At 72.6% G+C, this 15214-nt stretch carries 15 protein-coding genes; 7 read left to right on the plus strand and 8 right to left on the minus strand.

All coding sequences use genetic code 11. The features are described 5' to 3' along the window. Positions 1 to 281: 281 nt before the first annotated feature. The 4 genes from OHS17_RS13865 (at position 282) to OHS17_RS13880 (ending at position 3700) form a co-directional block, all read left to right on the plus strand. Positions 282 to 1565, plus strand: a complete 1284-nt coding sequence (locus OHS17_RS13865) for an MFS transporter (protein ID WP_330312430.1) — start codon at positions 282 to 284, stop codon at positions 1563 to 1565. A 67-nt stretch (positions 1566 to 1632) separates the two neighbouring features. Beyond that, positions 1633 to 1974: an FmdB family zinc ribbon protein gene (locus OHS17_RS13870; RefSeq protein ID WP_330312431.1), complete on the plus strand. Its 342-nt coding sequence runs from the start codon at positions 1633 to 1635 to the stop codon at positions 1972 to 1974. 109 nt (positions 1975 to 2083) lie between these two features. Continuing rightward, positions 2084 to 2917, plus strand: a complete 834-nt coding sequence (locus OHS17_RS13875; RefSeq protein WP_330312432.1) for an S-methyl-5'-thioadenosine phosphorylase — start codon at positions 2084 to 2086, stop codon at positions 2915 to 2917. Positions 2918 to 3244: 327 nt separating this feature from the next. Next, positions 3245 to 3700, plus strand: a complete 456-nt coding sequence (locus OHS17_RS13880) for a hypothetical protein (RefSeq protein WP_330315250.1) — start codon at positions 3245 to 3247, stop codon at positions 3698 to 3700. Between the two features lie 55 nt (positions 3701 to 3755). Here OHS17_RS13880 and OHS17_RS13885 read toward each other — a convergent pair whose 3' ends face one another. Genes OHS17_RS13885 through OHS17_RS13910 form a run of 6 tightly spaced genes read right to left on the minus strand, consistent with a single transcriptional unit; the run spans position 3756 to position 9319 of the window. Next, positions 3756 to 3959, minus strand: coding sequence for a hypothetical protein (locus OHS17_RS13885; RefSeq protein WP_073864958.1), 204 nt, complete (start codon positions 3957 to 3959; stop codon positions 3756 to 3758). A gap of 37 nt (positions 3960 to 3996) precedes the next feature. Continuing rightward, entirely contained in the window at positions 3997 to 4434 is a 438-nt protein-coding gene (locus OHS17_RS13890) for a hypothetical protein (protein WP_330312433.1), read from the minus strand. After that, the gene (locus tag OHS17_RS13895) at positions 4431 to 5240 is read right to left on the minus strand and encodes a QcrA and Rieske domain-containing protein (protein WP_330312434.1); all 810 of its coding nucleotides are present in this window, start codon (positions 5238 to 5240) and stop codon (positions 4431 to 4433) included. Before OHS17_RS13895 ends, OHS17_RS13890 begins: the two co-directional genes overlap by 4 nt. Continuing rightward, positions 5237 to 5839 (minus strand): 4Fe-4S dicluster domain-containing protein, encoded by a 603-nt coding sequence (locus tag OHS17_RS13900; protein WP_018104243.1) that lies wholly within the window; start codon positions 5837 to 5839, stop codon positions 5237 to 5239. Before OHS17_RS13900 ends, OHS17_RS13895 begins: the two co-directional genes overlap by 4 nt. Positions 5840 to 5846: 7 nt before the next feature. Next, entirely contained in the window at positions 5847 to 8171 is a 2325-nt protein-coding gene (locus tag OHS17_RS13905) for a molybdopterin oxidoreductase family protein (protein WP_330312435.1), read from the minus strand. Beyond that, positions 8168 to 9319, minus strand: coding sequence for an MFS transporter (locus tag OHS17_RS13910; RefSeq protein ID WP_330312436.1), 1152 nt, complete (start codon positions 9317 to 9319; stop codon positions 8168 to 8170). Before OHS17_RS13910 ends, OHS17_RS13905 begins: the two co-directional genes overlap by 4 nt. A 118-nt stretch (positions 9320 to 9437) precedes the next feature. On the opposite strand from OHS17_RS13910, the gene OHS17_RS13915 reads away from it, so the two are divergent. Both OHS17_RS13915 and OHS17_RS13920 read left to right on the plus strand, forming a co-directional pair. Beyond that, entirely contained in the window at positions 9438 to 10487 is a 1050-nt protein-coding gene (locus OHS17_RS13915; protein WP_330312437.1) for a P1 family peptidase, read from the plus strand. Positions 10488 to 10621: 134 nt separating this feature from the next. Further along, positions 10622 to 11377, plus strand: a complete 756-nt coding sequence (locus OHS17_RS13920) for a DUF6227 family protein (protein ID WP_330312438.1) — start codon at positions 10622 to 10624, stop codon at positions 11375 to 11377. 74 nt (positions 11378 to 11451) lie between these two features. Here the strand turns inward: OHS17_RS13920 and OHS17_RS13925 are convergent, their stop codons facing one another. Then, positions 11452 to 12975: an MFS transporter gene (locus tag OHS17_RS13925; RefSeq protein WP_330312439.1), complete on the minus strand. Its 1524-nt coding sequence runs from the start codon at positions 12973 to 12975 to the stop codon at positions 11452 to 11454. Between the two features lie 62 nt (positions 12976 to 13037). Between OHS17_RS13925 and OHS17_RS13930 the strand changes: the two genes are divergently transcribed. Further along, positions 13038 to 14006 (plus strand): helix-turn-helix transcriptional regulator, encoded by a 969-nt coding sequence (locus tag OHS17_RS13930; protein ID WP_330312440.1) that lies wholly within the window; start codon positions 13038 to 13040, stop codon positions 14004 to 14006. A 109-nt stretch (positions 14007 to 14115) separates the two neighbouring features. On the opposite strand, the gene OHS17_RS13935 is transcribed toward OHS17_RS13930, so the two are convergent. Then, entirely contained in the window at positions 14116 to 15114 is a 999-nt protein-coding gene (locus tag OHS17_RS13935; protein WP_026171668.1) for a sigma-70 family RNA polymerase sigma factor, read from the minus strand. Positions 15115 to 15214: the final 100 nt, after the last annotated feature.

Consider the following 15214-nt stretch of genomic DNA (forward strand, 5'->3'; position numbering starts at 1 on the left):
GTGCACACAATCACAGGGCCCCCGCCCTTCCTGCCTGTAGCATGAAAGAAACCCAGTACCACCGATTGATCGACCAACTCTGCCTGACGCAGAGCTGGCGCGACCGTATGGCGGTCGTGGCGTCCTCCGTACCGGCCGTGCCCCGCACACCGGCCACGAGCGCCCGGCATCTACCGCAGTTCCGCGCGAAGAGGACAGCTCTCGGCAGCCCCGCCCGGGCCCGCACTCCTGTGCCGGCCGTCTTGGGGGCACGGCCACCAGGCGGCAGAAAGGCAAGGACCGTGGCGTCCACGGTCTCCGAACGCCCTGGATACGGGCAGCTGCTGCGCACCCCCGGGGCGTGGACCTTCCTCCTCCCCGGCTTCGCCGCACGGCAGCCATTCGCGATGCTGACCATCGGCATCGTGCTGCTGGTCCAGCACACCACCGGCTCGTACGGGAGCGCCGGCGCCGTCGCGGCCTTTACCGGGGTCTCCATGGCCCTGTTCGCGCCGCAGACCGGCAAGCTCGCCGACCGGCTCGGCCAGCGGGCCGTGCTGCTGCCCGGCGTCCTCGTCCACGCCGCGTCCGTCTCGCTCCTGGTGACGCTCGCCCTGGCGGACGCGCCCCTGTGGGCCCTGTTCGCCGCGGCGGTCCCGACCGGCGCGTCCGTCCCGCAGATCGGCCCCATGGTGCGGGCCCGTTGGGCGGCGATGCTCGGCGCGGCACCGGGCCGCGAGGCGTCCCCGCTGCTGGCGACGGCCGCCGCGTTCGAGTCGGTGACGGACGAGTTCACCTTCGTCATCGGCCCGGTCATCGCCACCGCGCTCTGCACGGGCGTGCACCCGGCGGCCGGTCTGATCGCGGAGGCCGCGCTCACCCTGGTGGGCGGTCTGCTCTTCGCCGCGCGGCACGCAACCCAGCCGCCGGTCCGCGACCGCGCGCTGCCCGGCGCCGAGCGGCACGCCTCCGCCCTGTCCATCCCCGGCGTACGCGTGCTGGCGGTCGCCTTCCTCGGCATCGGCTCGGTCTTCGGCGGCATGCAGGTCTCGCTGACCGCGTTCGCCGAGGAGATCGGCAACCCGGGCTCCAACGGCGTGCTGTACGGGATCTTCGCCGCCGGCAACATGCTCGCCGGGATCGCCTGCGGGGCCATCGCCTGGAAGTCCGGCCCCCGCCGCCGCCTGCTCGTCGGCTACACGGCACTGGCGCTGACCGCGTCGGGCCTGTGGGCGGTGCACTCCGCGCCGCTGCTCGCCGGGCTCGGCCTGCTGGTCGGGCTCTGCATCGCTCCGGCCCTGATCAGCGGCTACACGCTGGTCGAGGCGCTGGTGCCGGGCTCGGCGCGGACCGAGGCGTTCACCTGGCTGACGGGCGCGGTGGCGCTGGGCCAGGCGGCCGCGGTGACGGTGGCCGGCCGACTGGCGGACGGCCACGGCGCGAGCGCCGGTTTCCTGGTCCCGCTGGTGGGTACGGTGCTGGCCCTGGCGACCCTGCTGACGCTGCGTTCGAGGCTCCTGCCGGCCGGTGCGGGACGGACCGTGGCGCGTGGTATCGGTCACCGCGGGCCGGTCACGGTGGACTGATCCAGCGGAATACGTCACTATGGAGCGTCGTTAGCACTCATCGAGTCAGAGTGCCAGGAGGAACAAAGTGCCGACCTACCAGTACCAGTGCACCGAGTGTGGCGAGGGCCTCGAAGCGGTGCAGAAGTTCACCGATGACGCCCTGACGGTGTGCCCGAACTGCGACGGACGCCTGAAGAAGGTGTTCTCGGCGGTCGGCATCGTCTTCAAGGGTTCCGGCTTCTACCGGAACGACAGCCGCGGCTCCTCGTCGAGCAGCACGCCGGCGTCCTCCGCCTCGAAGACCTCCGGTTCCGGATCGTCCTCCTCCACGTCTTCGGCGTCCACGGACTCGAAGTCCTCGGCCGCCCCGGCGTCCACGCCGTCCGCCTCGTCGTCCTCCACGACGAGCGGTTCGTCGGCCGCCTGAGCGACCGGCTCCCCAGCTTTCCCGAAGACCCCGCCGGGCTGCCCGGCGGGGTCCTCGCGCGCCCGCGCCCGCCGGACGGGGATTTCCGGACACGGCCTAGGGTGACCGCATGGCGAACGCAGAGATCGGCGTGATCGGCGGCTCGGGGCTGTACTCCTTCCTGGAGGACGTCACCGAGGTCCGCGTGGAAACCCCTTACGGAGACCCCAGCGACTCCGTCTTCATCGGCGAGACCGGCGGCCGCCGGGTCGCGTTCCTCCCCCGGCACGGCCGGGGCCACCACGTGCCCCCGCACCGCATCAACTACCGCGCCAACCTGTGGGCGCTGCGCTCGGTCGGCGTGCGCCAGGTGCTGGGCCCGTGCGCGGTGGGCGGCCTGCGCCCGGAGTACGGACCGGGCACCCTGATCGTGCCGGACCAACTGGTGGACCGGACGAAGACCCGGGTGCAGACCTATTACGACGGTGAGACCCGGGCCGACGGGGTCCAGCCGAACGTGGTGCACCTGGGCTTCGCCGACCCGTACTGCCCCGAGGGCCGCAAGGTGGCGCTGGCCGCCGCGCGGGGCCGGGACTGGGAGGCGGTGGACGGCGGCACGCTGGTGGTGGTCGAGGGCCCGCGCTTCTCGACCCGCGCCGAATCGCGCTGGCACGCGGCGATGGGCTGGTCCGTCGTCGGTATGACCGGGCACCCGGAGGCCGTGCTCGCCCGCGAACTGGGCCTCTGCTACACCACGATGACCCTGGTCACGGACCTGGACGCGGGCGCGGAGGCCGGCGAGGGCGTCTCCCACGAGGAGGTGCTGAAGGTGTTCGCCGCCAATGTGGACCGGCTGCGCTCGGTCCTCTTCGACGCGGTGGCGGCGCTGCCGGCGACGGAGGGCCGCGGGTGCGCGTGCGGGCACGCGCTGGACGGGATGGATACGGGGATCGAGTTGCCGTAGGGCCTGTTGTCGCCGCTGGGGCCTGTTCCCGCCTGCCTGCGTCCCGCCTGCGGGTGACGGAGTTGTCCACATGTGGTGGACGGTCCACAGGCTCCGGCGGGAATCGGGCGGCCGGGGCATCGTGGGGGTTGTCCGGCGGCCGGGACCTCGGGGTTCCGGTGGCCGGGCCTGCCCCATCGGCCCCTGACGCAGGCGGTGTTCGCGATGCGCTCGTCCGGTTCCCCCTCCTTCCCCCAGGCCCCTTCGCCCGCCCCGTACGCGGGTGGGCCACCGGGACCGTTGCCCGCTCCCCCGCCGTGCGGGGTGCCCTCGTTCCCGCCGTTGCGGGTGCGGGTGGGTGCCGGGCAGCGGCTGCGCCGTGCGATGTGGCGGCAGCGCCGGTCGATGGCGGCGGGCCTGGCGCTGACGGCGGCCGCGCTGGCCGTCTCCGGACTGGCCGGGGGCGGTGCGGGCGGGCAGGCCGGTGATACGGCGCGGGCGGTGTCCCGGGAGCGGGCTTCGCCTCCGGTACGCCTGGTGTCGGCGCCGGTACGGATCGCGGACGCGGAGACCGTGCGGCTGCTGCGGCCGGGCGACCGGGTGGACGTGGTCGCGTCGGGAAGTCCCGGGGCGGCGGAGGCCCGGGTGGTGGCGCGGGGTGCGCGCGTGGAACGGGTGCCGTCGGCGGACGGCGGGGGCCCGTCGGGCGAGGGGGCGCTGATCGTGCTGGCGGTGCCCAGGGCGACGGCGGCCGGTCTGGCGGGGGCGGGGATCTCCGGCGGATTCGCGGTGGTCCTGTGCTGAGGCGTGCGGCCCGGGCCGTACGGAGGTGGGTCACCGCCCCGGAGGGGTCCCGGCGTCAGATGTGGTGCGGGGGCTTCTCGTCGAGGAAGCGTGCCAGGTCCGCGGCGCTGCCGCCGGACGGGGCCCGCTCGCCCCACCCCTGGTCCGTATCGTCCGCGGACTGCTGGTCCAGCGGATCGTCGAAGATCAGCGCCGGCCTGGGGCGGTCCGGCGTGGTGGGCTCCGCATCGCGCGGTCCGGGGGCGGGGGCGGTACTCATGCCTCCAGGGTACGGCCGCCCGGCCCCGGCCGGCCGGTCAGCGGTCCTTGGGGTCGAGCAGCCAGAGCCCGAGGACGACGAGGAACGACAGGCAGAGGAAGCCGGCGCCCCACCACGCGGTGCCGGAGTTGCCCTCCATCCACTCGTCCACGATGACCGTCAGGCCCCACAGCTGCCCGATGACGACGGACATGCACAGCACGAGGCGGGCGGTGAGCTTGGAGGACCGCTCGGGCTCCTGGTCGGTGCCGGCGCCGGGCCCGGGCCCGGTGTGGCGGACGCGGGGGTCCCCGTAGCCGCTGGTGGGCCGGATCTGCGGGTAGCGCTCGTGGACGGGCCGGTTGAGTTCGGCCCGCGCGCTGCCGGGGTGGTACTCGGGATAGTGCGGTCCGGGGTGCTGCGGGGGGCCGGGGGTCTGCGGGTCGGGGGCGGGCTGCGGGCCCGGGGCGCCGGGGGGCCGGTGGTCGTCGCTCATGACGGGCTCCCGGGGGTGTCGGACGCGCCGGCTCCGGTACGCGTACGGGACGGGCCGGGGGCGACGGGGCCGGGGGCCACCGTGCGGGCGGTTCCGCCGGGGGCGGCGGGTGCCTCGGCGCCGTCGCGGACGCCGGGGCAGCCGAGGCGGGAGGCCAGGTCCGGGCGCTCCTCGCCGAACTGGCGGCACAGCCCGTGCTCGATGCTCTCGCCGGAGCGGGTGGTGCCGACGGCCCAGATGCTGCCGTCGGTCTCCTCGGTGAGCACGACCTTGGGGAGCCCCCGGGGCGGCGGTCCGGCGGTGACCTCGCCGCTGCGGGCGTCGAAGACACCTTCGTGGCAGGGGCAGTACAGCTCGCCCTCGGTGCCCCGGTCCTTGCGCCAGAGCACCCCGCAGGCGAGGTGGGTGCAGATGGCGGAGTAGCCGACGAGCGTGCCGTCGTTGAGCCGGACGGCGACCGCGCGGTCCTCCTCGTCGGGGTAGTCGAAGGCGATGGACTCGCCGGGGAGGAGCTGGGCGGCGATCTTCTTGGGGGCCGGGGCCTTGCCGTCGTCGGGGTCGCCGTGGCGGGGCAGGATGCCGCCGGCGACGCCGAGACCGCCGATGGCGAGCCCGCCGGACACGGTGGCGACGATGCGCAGGTAGTCGCGCCGGGTGGTGAGGGCGTCGGCGGCGATCCGGTCGTGCAGGGCCTCGCGCGGGTCGCCGGAGGCCGGCTGTCCGGGGGCGCCGGGCGGCGTGCTGCCGGGGTCGCGGGGCGGGGGCTGCTTCGGGTCGCCGGGGGGCGGGTAGTCGGTCTCGGTCACCGTCTGACGTCCTTCCCGTTGATCTCCACGACGGGCAGGCCGCCGGGGACCGGCCACTGGACCCGGTCGGCGGGCACGACCATCGCGACGCCGGTGCGGACCTCGCTCTCGCCGAAGACGAAGGAGTCGGCGACCTGGACGCCGGGGCGTTCGGCCTGGAGTTCCTCGGCGGTGCCGTAGAAGAGCGCTCCGGTCGGGCAGACGGTGGCGCACATGGGGGCGAGGCCGTAGGCGGTGCGGTCGTAGCAGAGGTTGCACTTCATCTGCAGCTTCGCCTGGAGGTCGATCTTCGGTACGCCGAAGGGGCAGGCGTTGACGCAGTTGGCGCAGCCGATGCAGCGGGTGGTGTCGGCCTGCTGCACCACGCCGTCGGCGGTCACCAGGATCGCGTCGGCGGGGCACACCTCGGCGCACGGGGCGACGGGGTCCTCGCAGTGCATGCAGACGGTGGGAAGGGAGGCGACGGACTGGCCCTCGTCGGTGTAGTCGAGGTGGATCATCGACTTGCCGCGGTGCGAGTCGCATTCCCGGCAGGCGGAGACGCACGCCTGGCAGCCGATGCAGCGGCCCGGGTCGATGAAGATCGTTCGGCCCATCATGCGGGCATCAGCTCCTCTCCGAGGTGCCGCGGCCCTGGGAGGACGTGGGCGGCAGTGGGTCGGTGCGGGAGACCTGGGCCTCCGGGTAGGCGACGTGGCCGGGGGCGACCGGGGGCGCGGGCACCTCGTCGATCCGCTCGGCGTGCTCGATGCGGCAGGCGCACACCTTGTACTCGGGGATCTTGGAGCGGGGGTCGAGGGCGTCGATGGTGAGCGCGTTGGCGGCGGTGGGGACCGGCCAGTGGTACGGGATGAAGACGGTGTCGGGGCGGATCGCCTCGGTGACCAGGGCGGGGAAGACCTCGCTGCCGCGCCGGGTGACGACGCGGACCGGTTCACCGTTGCGGAAGCCGTGGGAGGGGTGGACCTCGGCCCAGGGGCGGGGGGTCTGCTCGACCAGGCCGCCGAGCCTGCGGGTCTGGTTGCCGGACAGGAAGTGGGCGACGGTACGTCCGGTGGTGAGCGTCATGGGGTGCTCGTCGTCGTACGGGTCCATCGGCGGGTGCCACTCGACCACCTGGAGGTGGATCTTGCCGTCGGGGTGGTAGGTCCTGCCGTCCTCGAAGAGCCGGGGGGTTCCGGGGTGGTCGGTGGACGGGCAGGGCCAGGCGATCCCGCCGGTCTCCTCCAGCCGTTCGTAGGTGATGCCGTAGTAGTCGTTGACGGTGCCGGCGGAGGCGATCCGCAGCTCGTCGAAGACCTGGCGGGAGTTGTCGAAGGCGAACTTGTCACCGGCGCCGAGCCGGCGGGCGAGTTCACACATGACCCAGGTGTCCGTCCGGACTCCCGGGGGCGGGTCCTGGGCCTTGTTGTGCTTGACCACCCGGGCCTCGGCGTTGGCCATGACGCCGTCGTCCTCGGCCCAGGTGGTGACGGGGAAGACGACGTGCGCGTTGGCGGCGGTCTCGGAGAGGAAGAAGTCGAATTGGGCGTGGAACTCTGTGGCGTCGTACCCCTCCTTGACCACCTTGTAGTTGGGCAGGGAGACGAAGGGGTTGTTGCAGATGCCGATCAGGCCGCGGATCTCGCGGCGCTGCATCTGCCAGACCATTTCCATCATCGAGGTTCCGGCGGGGGGGAGTTCGGACTCCTCGATGCCCCAGACCTCGCAGATCTGCCGGCGGTGCTCCGCGTTGTTGATGGAGCGTCCGCCGGGAAGGAGGTCGGACTTCTGGCCGTGCTCGCGGCCGCCCTGCCCGTTGCCCTGGCCGGTGATGGTGCCGTAGCCGGCGCCGGGCTTGCCGATGTGGCCGGTGGCGGTGCAGAGGTTGATCACGGTGAGGCAGTTCTCGACGCCCTGCGAGTGGTGCTCGATGCCCCGGGCGTGCCAGGCCATGGCCTTGGGGGCGCGGGCGAAGGTGCGGGCGACCTGGACGATCTGCTCGGCGGGGATGCCGCAGATCTCGGCGGCGCGGGACGGCGGGTACTCGGCGACCTTGGCCTTGACCTCCTCCCAGCCGGTGGCGTGGGCGGCGAGGTACGCCTCGTCGGTGAGGCCCTCCTCGATGACGACGTTCAGCACGGAGTTGAAGAACGCCGAGTCGGTGCCGGGCTTCAGGGCGACGTGGATGTCGGCGGTCCGGGCGATGGCCGTCTCGCGGGGGTCGATCACGATGAGGCTGGCGCCGCGGTCCCGGGCGCCCCACACGTACTGGGTCATGACGGGGAAGCACTCGCCGACGTTGGAGCCGGCGATGAGCAGGCAGTCGGTGAGGAGGATGTCGGAGAAGGGGTTGCCGGCCCGGTCGATGTTGAAGGCGAGCTTGTTGGCGCCGGCCGCGCTGACCATGCAGAGCCGGCCGTTGTAGTCGACGTGCCGGGTCCTGAGGGCGACCCGGGCGAACTTGCCGACCAGATAGGTCTTCTCGGAGAACAGGCTCGCTCCGCCTAGCAGCCCGAAGGCGTCGTGCCCGTACGTCTCCTGGATGCGCCGGATCTCGGCGACGGTGAAGTCGAGCGCCTCGTCCCAGGAGACTTCCCGGAAGTCCTCGTCGCGGGAACGGCGCATCAGGGGGGCGGTGAGGCGGTCGGGGTGGTTGATCTGCTGGTAGGCGTTGATGCCCTTCGGGCACAGGCGCATGCGGTTGATGTCGTGGTTGCGGGGTTCGACGCCGAAGACCTTGCCGCCGCGGTCGACGCGCAGATACATGCCGCACTGGACGCCGCAGAAGCAGCAGTGGGTGGGGACGAGGGTCTCGCCGTTCTGGTCGGCGTGCCACCGGTCGGCGGGGATGCCGCCCGCGTCGCGGAAGGCGCGGGTGCCCGGCGGTGCGAGGGAGGGATCGATGGGCACGACCGCATGCGGTTCGGGCGTTCGCGAGTCCGCGGTCACTTGAAGCCCTTCTTCACATGGGAGAGGTAGGCGCTGCCTCGCAGCACCCGCTTGCAGCGCGGGCAGTATTCGGCCCACTCGTCGAAACCGAGGCTGAGGTCGCGCATGGTGCCGCGGAGGTTGTCGACGTACGGGGCGGTGTCGATGGGTTCCTCGCAGCGGCGGCAGGCGAAGACCTCTTCGTCCTGCCGGCCGGTGTACTTGAACAGCTGCATGCCGACGGCGGCGGGGCGCTGGACGATGTGGAAGAACTTCCCGAACGGGATGTAGATGAGGGTGAAGACCACCGCGACCATGTGGAGGATCGCCAGGAACTCGTAGCCGCCGCCGTGCAGGAAGATCGAGGAGAAGGTGAGCAGCAGCCCCGTCACCGAGATGACGATGAGCGCGATCAGCGGCACCAGGTCGTAGGCGAAGCGCTGGCCGGTGATGGCCGCCCGGTCCTTCATCCGCCGCCACAGGAAGTACGAGGCGCCGGGGATGACGAGGACGGCGGCGATGTCCAGGCCGTGGAACATCAGCCAGCCGAGGAAGTCGAGGGAGTCGAACCCGAGGATCTTGAAGCCCCAGATGCGCATCTCGTAGCCGGGTCCGGAGCCGGTGCCCGAGGTGAAGGTGAACCAGCCCCAGGTCAGCGGGAAGGTGATCAGCGAGGCGAGGATGCAGCCCCAGAAGATCAGCTGGTGGGCGGCCCAGCGGGCGTGCGAGCGGGCGCCGAGGAACTTCTGGAAGCCGAGGTAGGTGGCGATCATCTTCGGCAGCGCGGTGGGCGCGCGGCGGAAGTTGTCCATCGAGAAGAGGCTCCCCCAGCCCTTCTTGAACAGCCGCTTGGCGCCGGGGGCGGAGACCCACACGGTGTACCGGTACGCGACGCCGAAGGCCAGGAAGACGGTGGCCACGGCGTACGGCAGCAGCGCGGAGTCGAAGTGCTCCAGGAACCGGCTGCCGAGCACGATGGCCACGACGAGCAGGAGGGAGACGATGACGCCCGCCGCGGTCGCCCGCGCGGTGACGGACCGGGGCACGAGCCCCCCGGCCCGCCCGGATCCGCCCGGCACCGGCGCGCCGTCCGGCCCGTCGACGGCCCCGGTACGGCCCCCGGGGGCGGGCTGCGCGGCTGCGCCTGCGGCTTCAGGTGGCTCGGTCACGGTGCCACGGTAGGGCGGTCTGGGGAGGTTGGTCCTGTTTTGCGGGGCCAGCGGGTGAGCGAGTCGCGGGACCCACGGCGATACGTTGGCCGCCCACGCGCGCCCCGAAGGAGCCACCATGACCCGTCAGGATGCCCTCACCGACGTTCACGGCCTGCGGGTCGGCCACGCCCAGGTCCCCGGGGAGGGCGCTCTCACCGGGACCACCGTGGTGCTCGCTCCCGAGGGCGGGGTCGTCGCCGCCGTCGATGTGCGGGGCGGCGGGCCGGGGACGCGGGAGACGGACGCGCTGGATCCGCGCAACCTGGTCCAGCGCATCGACGCGGTCGTGCTCACCGGCGGCAGCGCGTACGGGCTCGACGCCGCGTCCGGGGTGATGGCCTGGCTGGAGGAGCGGGGGCGCGGGGTGCGGGTGGGCGCCGATCCGGCCCAGGTGGTCCCCGTGGTCCCGGCCGCCTGCGTGTTCGACCTGGGCCGGGGCGGCGACTGGCGGGCCAGGCCGGACGCGGCGACGGGCCGGGCGGCCGTGGAGGACGCCGCCCGGGCGGCGGAGGGCGCGGCGGTCGCCGAGGGGTGCGTCGGCGCGGGCACGGGGGCGGTGGCCGGGCAGCTCAAGGGCGGGGTGGGCACCGCGAGCGTCCTGCTGCCGTCCGGGCTCACCGTCGGCGCGCTCGTCGTGGTCAACGCGGCGGGCTCGGTGCTCGATCCCCGTACCGGGGTGCTGTTCGGGGAGTACGGCGGCGAGGAGCCGGCGCTCGCCCCGCCGGCCGAGGTCCACGAGGCAGCGCGACGGCGCCTGGCGCAGGCGCGCGACACGGATGCGCGCCCCCCGCTCAACACCACGCTCGCCGTCGTCGCCACCGACGCCGCGCTCACCCGGGCCCAGGCGCAGAAGCTGGCGGGCACCGCGCACGACGGGCTGGCGCGCGCCATCCGGCCCGTGCACCTGATGACCGACGGGGACACCGTGTTCGCGCTCGCCACCGGCCGGCGGGACCTGGACGCGGAGGACCCGGTCGCGCTCAACCCGCTGCTCGCGGCGGGTGCGGAGGCGGTGGCCCGGGCCATCGTGAAGGCGGTCCGGGCGGCGGAGGGCGTCCGGGGCAGGGACGGCGGGGGCACCTTCCCCTCGTACGGCGACCTCTACGGGCCGGTCCCGCCCGCGTGAGGAAGTCCGGGCCGGGTGCGCGGAACCTTCCGTGCGCCCCGTGCGTTTTTCTGAACCCCGGTCCCGATGTCAGCCCCAGGGGCTACGTTATGCACGCACCAAGTCACACGCGGCGACGGCCTGGAGACAGCACCTTGAGCGATCCGTACGAGACGACCGAGCAGCACCTCGAGCGAATCCTGCGTCGGGCTCTCAATTCGTTCGACCTCCCCGACTCCACGGTGGAGCGGCTGGGCTCCGCGCTGGCGCACAGCAGCTCCCTGTACTCCTCCCACCACAGCGCCGCCCTGCACCGCGAGACCTACCGCCACACGTATCTGCTGAGCGACGGCTCCGCGCTGACCCTGTGGGAGCTGGTGCACAGCGGTCCGCGCGGGGACGGCCATCCCGACACCCGGCAGCACGAGCTGTACGACGACGAGGCCGACGCGCACATCGCCGCCGCCCGGCTGACCGGCAGCCTGTGGGACCTCCCCGACTTCTGCGACGACGAGAAGGCCCGGGCCGACCTGGAGCTCATGTCGGCGCTGCTGGCCGCGCCCCCGGCCCCGCTCCCCCGGATGTACGCGCCGGACAACTCCGCGGACCACGCCCGCCGGGTGCTGCGCCGCGCGGAGAACGGCGACGGGCCCGGCGAGGAGACCGCCCGGCTGCTGCGGGCCGCCTTCGCACACCACATCACGCAGGTCTTCGGCCGCCAGTGCCGCGTGGAGGGCCGGGACGCCGGTTTCACGCTGTACGAGCACGCGTTCCTGCTGCTCGACGGCAGCGAGACGAGCCTGTGGGAGGTCGAGCACACGGCGACCCCGGACGGCCGCCACATGTGCGAGGTGTACGGCGACGAGGCGACGGCGCGCGGCGCGATGGAAGCCCGTACCCGCATCTGCTGAACGCATGCCGCATGCCGGTGCCCGCGCCCCCGGAGGGACGCGGGCGCCGTGACTCCGCTTCGTACGCCGCCGGCTCAGTGCGTGAGCACCGGCTCCTGGGCGGTCTCCGTCGCGGTCGGCTCGCCGTCGTCCGCCGCGCCCTCGACGTGCTGCTTCGGCCTGGCCGGCAGGGCGAACATCACCACGAAGATCAGCAGCAGCACACCGGCCACCCACCACAGCGACTGCTCGAAGGCGTCCGCGAAGGCCGGGCCCACCTGCTGCGGGGTGAGCCGGTCGCCGATCGCCCCGTAGAAGACGACCGAGACCAGTCCGAGGCCCAGCGCGTTGCCCATCTGCTGCACGGTGTTGAACAGGCCGGAGGCGGACCCGGCGTGCTCCTTGGGCACCTCGGACAGCACCGCGTCGGCCAGCGGCGCCACGATCAGGCCCATGCCGACGCCCATGACGACCAGGGGCAGCGCCATCTGCCAGGACGTGATGCCCATGCCGTAGTGGTTCGACTCCCAGATGTAGAGCAGCAGCCCGGCCGCCATGAGCAGGGCGCCCGTCTGGAGGACCTTGCGGCCGAAGCGGGGCACCAGCTTCTGCACGGAGAGACCGGCGGCCACCGACACCGAGACGGAGAACGGGACACCGGTCGTACCGGCCCGCAGGGCGCTCCAGCCGAGGCCCATCTGCATGTACAGCGTCCAGACCAGGAAGAAGATGCCGAGCCCGATGCCGAAGGTCAGCTGCACGGCGATCCCGGCGGCGAAGCTCCGTACCCGGAACAGCGACAGCTCGATCAGCGGCGACCCGTCCCGCCCGGCCTTGGCGCGCTCGAACAGCACGAGCACGAGGAAGACGAGAACGCTCCCGGCCATCGACAGATGGCCCCACAGCGGCCAGCCCAGCTCGCGGCCCCGGGTCAGCGGGTAGATCAGCATCAGCATGCCGAGCGTGACGAGCACGACGCCGACCAGGTCGAGGCGCAGCGCCCTGGGCGACTTCGACTCGGTGATGAACTTGCTGCCCAGGATCAGGCCGAGGATCCCGACGGGCAGGTTGATCAGGAAGATCGGGCGCCATTCGAGACCGGCGATGTTCCACTCGGTCAGCAGCGCGCCCAGCAGGGGCCCGGAGACCGCGCCGAGGCCGACGATCGCGCCGAAGAGGCCGAAGACCTTGCCGCGCTCGTGGGCGGGGAAGGTGGCGTGCACAATCGACAGCACCTGCGGCACCATCAGGGCCGCCGTGGCGCCCTGCAGGAAGCGGGAGGCGACCAGCATCTCCGGGTTGGCGGCGAATCCGCAGAGCGCGGAGGCGAGGGTGAAGCCCCCGATGCCGACGAGGAAGAGCCGCTTGCGGCCGTAGATGTCACCGAGCCGGCCACCGGTGATGAGCCCGGCCGCGAAGGCCAGGGCGTATCCGGCGACGATCCACTGGATGGAGCTGAACGAGGCGCCGGTGTCCCGCTCGATGCTGGGGATGGCGATGTTGACGATCGTGACGTCGACCAGGTCCATGAAGGCCGCGGTCATCACGATGGCCAGGGCGAACCATCGGCGTCGGTCCGAAGGTGCCGCAGGAGACGGCAGTGGTGCGGAGGAAGTCATGGAAAGAACTTAAACAGCCAATAGGCCAGGTTGTGACCCAATGGGCGCGCATCCTGGGTGACATGACCGATACCCCGGCACGACTGCTGAATCTGCTGTCACTGCTCCAGACGCCGCGCGAGTGGCCGGGCAGCGAGCTCGCCGAGCGGCTCGACGTCAGCCCGCGCACGATCCGCCGCGACATCGACCGCCTGCGCGACCTCGGCTACCCGGTCGAGGCTTCGCGCGGTTCGGTCGGCGGCTACCGGCTCGTGGCGGGCACCGCCATGCCGCCGCTGCTCCTGGACGACGAGGAGGCGGTCGCCATCGCGGTGGGCCTGCGAGCCGGAGCCGGCCACGCCATCGAGGGCGTGGACGAGGCGTCCGTACGGGCGCTGGCGAAGCTGGAGCAGGTGCTGCCCTCCCGGCTTCGCCACCGGGTCTCCACCCTCCAGAACGCGACGGTCCCCCTCGCCCGGGGCGACGGTTCGACCATCGACCCGCAGACCCTGACCGTGATGGCGTCGGCGGTCACCGGCCGGGAGCGGCTGCGCTTCGCGTACCGGGCGGGCGACGGCGCGGAGACACGGCGCCAGGTCGAGCCGTACCGGCTGGTGAGCACCGGGTGGCGCTGGTACCTGGTGGCGTACGACCTGGGGCGCGAGGCATGGCGCACCTTCCGCGTCGACCGGGTCAGCGAGCCGTTCGCGACCGGGGCCCGGTTCACGCCGAGGGAGCTGCCGGAGGGGGACGCGGCGGAGTTCCTGTCCAGCTCGATGGCGCGCCGGCAGCCGGAGATCGAGGTGGAGGTGAGCTTCGCGGCGCCGCCGGAGTTCGTGGCCTCGCGGCTGCACGGCCGGATGGGGCCGCTGGAGCCGGAGGGCGAGGGCGGCTCCCGGCTGCGGACCGTGCTGCGGGACAAGCTGGAGTGGCTGGCGGTGCGGCTGGCGATGGTGGACTGCGAGTTCACCGTGCACCGGCCGCCGGAGCTGGTGGCGTACGTGGCGGAGCTGGGCGGCCGGCTCAGCCGCGCGGGGTCCGGCGGGGCGTAGAGAAGCCGCGCGCAAAAGAATGAGCCCCGGCGCCAGGGGGGGTGGGCGCCGGGACTCAGCTCAGGGGGCCTGGTGAAGCGGCCCAATTCGGAGGTTACTGGACTCGGGCTCAGGCCGCAGCGTCAAAGCCCGTGTCGTGAGCCATTCGCTTCAATTCGAGGAGCGCGTGCTTCTCGATCTGGCGGATGCGCTCGCGGGTGAGGCCGTGCTGCTTGCCGACCTCGGTGAGCGTGCGCTCGCGGCCGTCCTCGATTCCGTACCGCATGCGGATGATCGACGCGGTGCGGTTGTCGAGCTTGCCGATCAGCTCCTCCAGCTCCTCGCTGCGCAGCAGCGTGAGCACGGACTGCTCGGGCGAGATGGCGGAGGTGTCCTCCAGGAGGTCACCGAACTGCGTGTCGCCCTCGTCGTCCACGGACATGTTGAGGCTGACCGGGTCGCGGGCCCAGTCCAGGACGTCGCCGACGCGCCCCGGCGTGGAGCCCAGCTCGGCGGCGATCTCGGCGTGCTCCGGGTCGCGGCCGTTCTCCCGGTTGAACTCGCGCTGCACCCGGCGGATGCGGCCCAGCTCCTCCACCAGGTGGACGGGGAGCCGGATCGTGCGCGACTGGTCCGCTATGGAACGGGTGATGGCCTGGCGGATCCACCACGTGGCGTACGTGGAGAACTTGAAGCCCTTGGCGTAGTCGAACTTCTCGACCGCGCGCACCAGGCCCGCGTTGCCCTCCTGGATCAGGTCGAGCAGGGGGAGCCCGGCCCGCGGGTAGCGGCGGGCGACGGCGACGACGAGACGGAGGTTGGAGCGGATGAACACGTCCTTGGCGCGCTCGCCCTCGGCGACCAGCGCCTCCAACTCCTCGCGCGAGGCGCCGCCCGCGTCGCTCTCCACCTGGCCGTCGAGGATCTGGTGCGCGTAGACACCGGCCTCGACAGCCTGCGAGAGGTCGACTTCCTTGGCGGCGTCGAGCAGCGGCGTACGCGCTATCTCGTCCAGGTACATGCCGACCAGGTCGCGATCGGCGATCTCTCCGCCCACGGCGCGAACACTGCTCGCCCGGTTGGTCCCGCCGGTGGCGGACGAACGACGGGCGACGGCACGGGTTGCCATGCGTGCTCCCTTGCTGAGTAGGTCGCGACACCCTCTCGGGTGCCCTGCATCCGATGGAAACAACGACTGGAATCCGGACAGAATTCCCATGCCTGGCATT

The sequence above is a fragment of the Streptomyces sp. NBC_00523 genome, assembly GCF_036346615.1.
Taxonomy (GTDB): Bacteria; Actinomycetota; Actinomycetes; order Streptomycetales; family Streptomycetaceae; genus Streptomyces.

Excerpts from the sequence above, each read along its gene's own strand:
- OHS17_RS13875 (WP_330312432.1), top strand. The coding sequence starts at position 2,084 with ATGGCGAACGCAGAGATCGGCGTGATCGGCGGCTCGGGGCTGTACTCC.
- OHS17_RS13885 (WP_073864958.1), bottom strand. The coding sequence starts at position 3,959 with ATGAGTACCGCCCCCGCCCCCGGACCGCGCGATGCGGAGCCCACCACG.
- OHS17_RS13890 (WP_330312433.1), bottom strand. The coding sequence starts at position 4,434 with ATGAGCGACGACCACCGGCCCCCCGGCGCCCCGGGCCCGCAGCCCGCC.
- OHS17_RS13900 (WP_018104243.1), bottom strand. The coding sequence starts at position 5,839 with ATGATGGGCCGAACGATCTTCATCGACCCGGGCCGCTGCATCGGCTGC.
- OHS17_RS13915 (WP_330312437.1), top strand. The coding sequence starts at position 9,438 with ATGACCCGTCAGGATGCCCTCACCGACGTTCACGGCCTGCGGGTCGGC.
- OHS17_RS13925 (WP_330312439.1), bottom strand. The coding sequence starts at position 12,975 with ATGACTTCCTCCGCACCACTGCCGTCTCCTGCGGCACCTTCGGACCGA.
- OHS17_RS13930 (WP_330312440.1), top strand. The coding sequence starts at position 13,038 with ATGACCGATACCCCGGCACGACTGCTGAATCTGCTGTCACTGCTCCAG.
- OHS17_RS13935 (WP_026171668.1), bottom strand. The coding sequence starts at position 15,114 with ATGGCAACCCGTGCCGTCGCCCGTCGTTCGTCCGCCACCGGCGGGACC.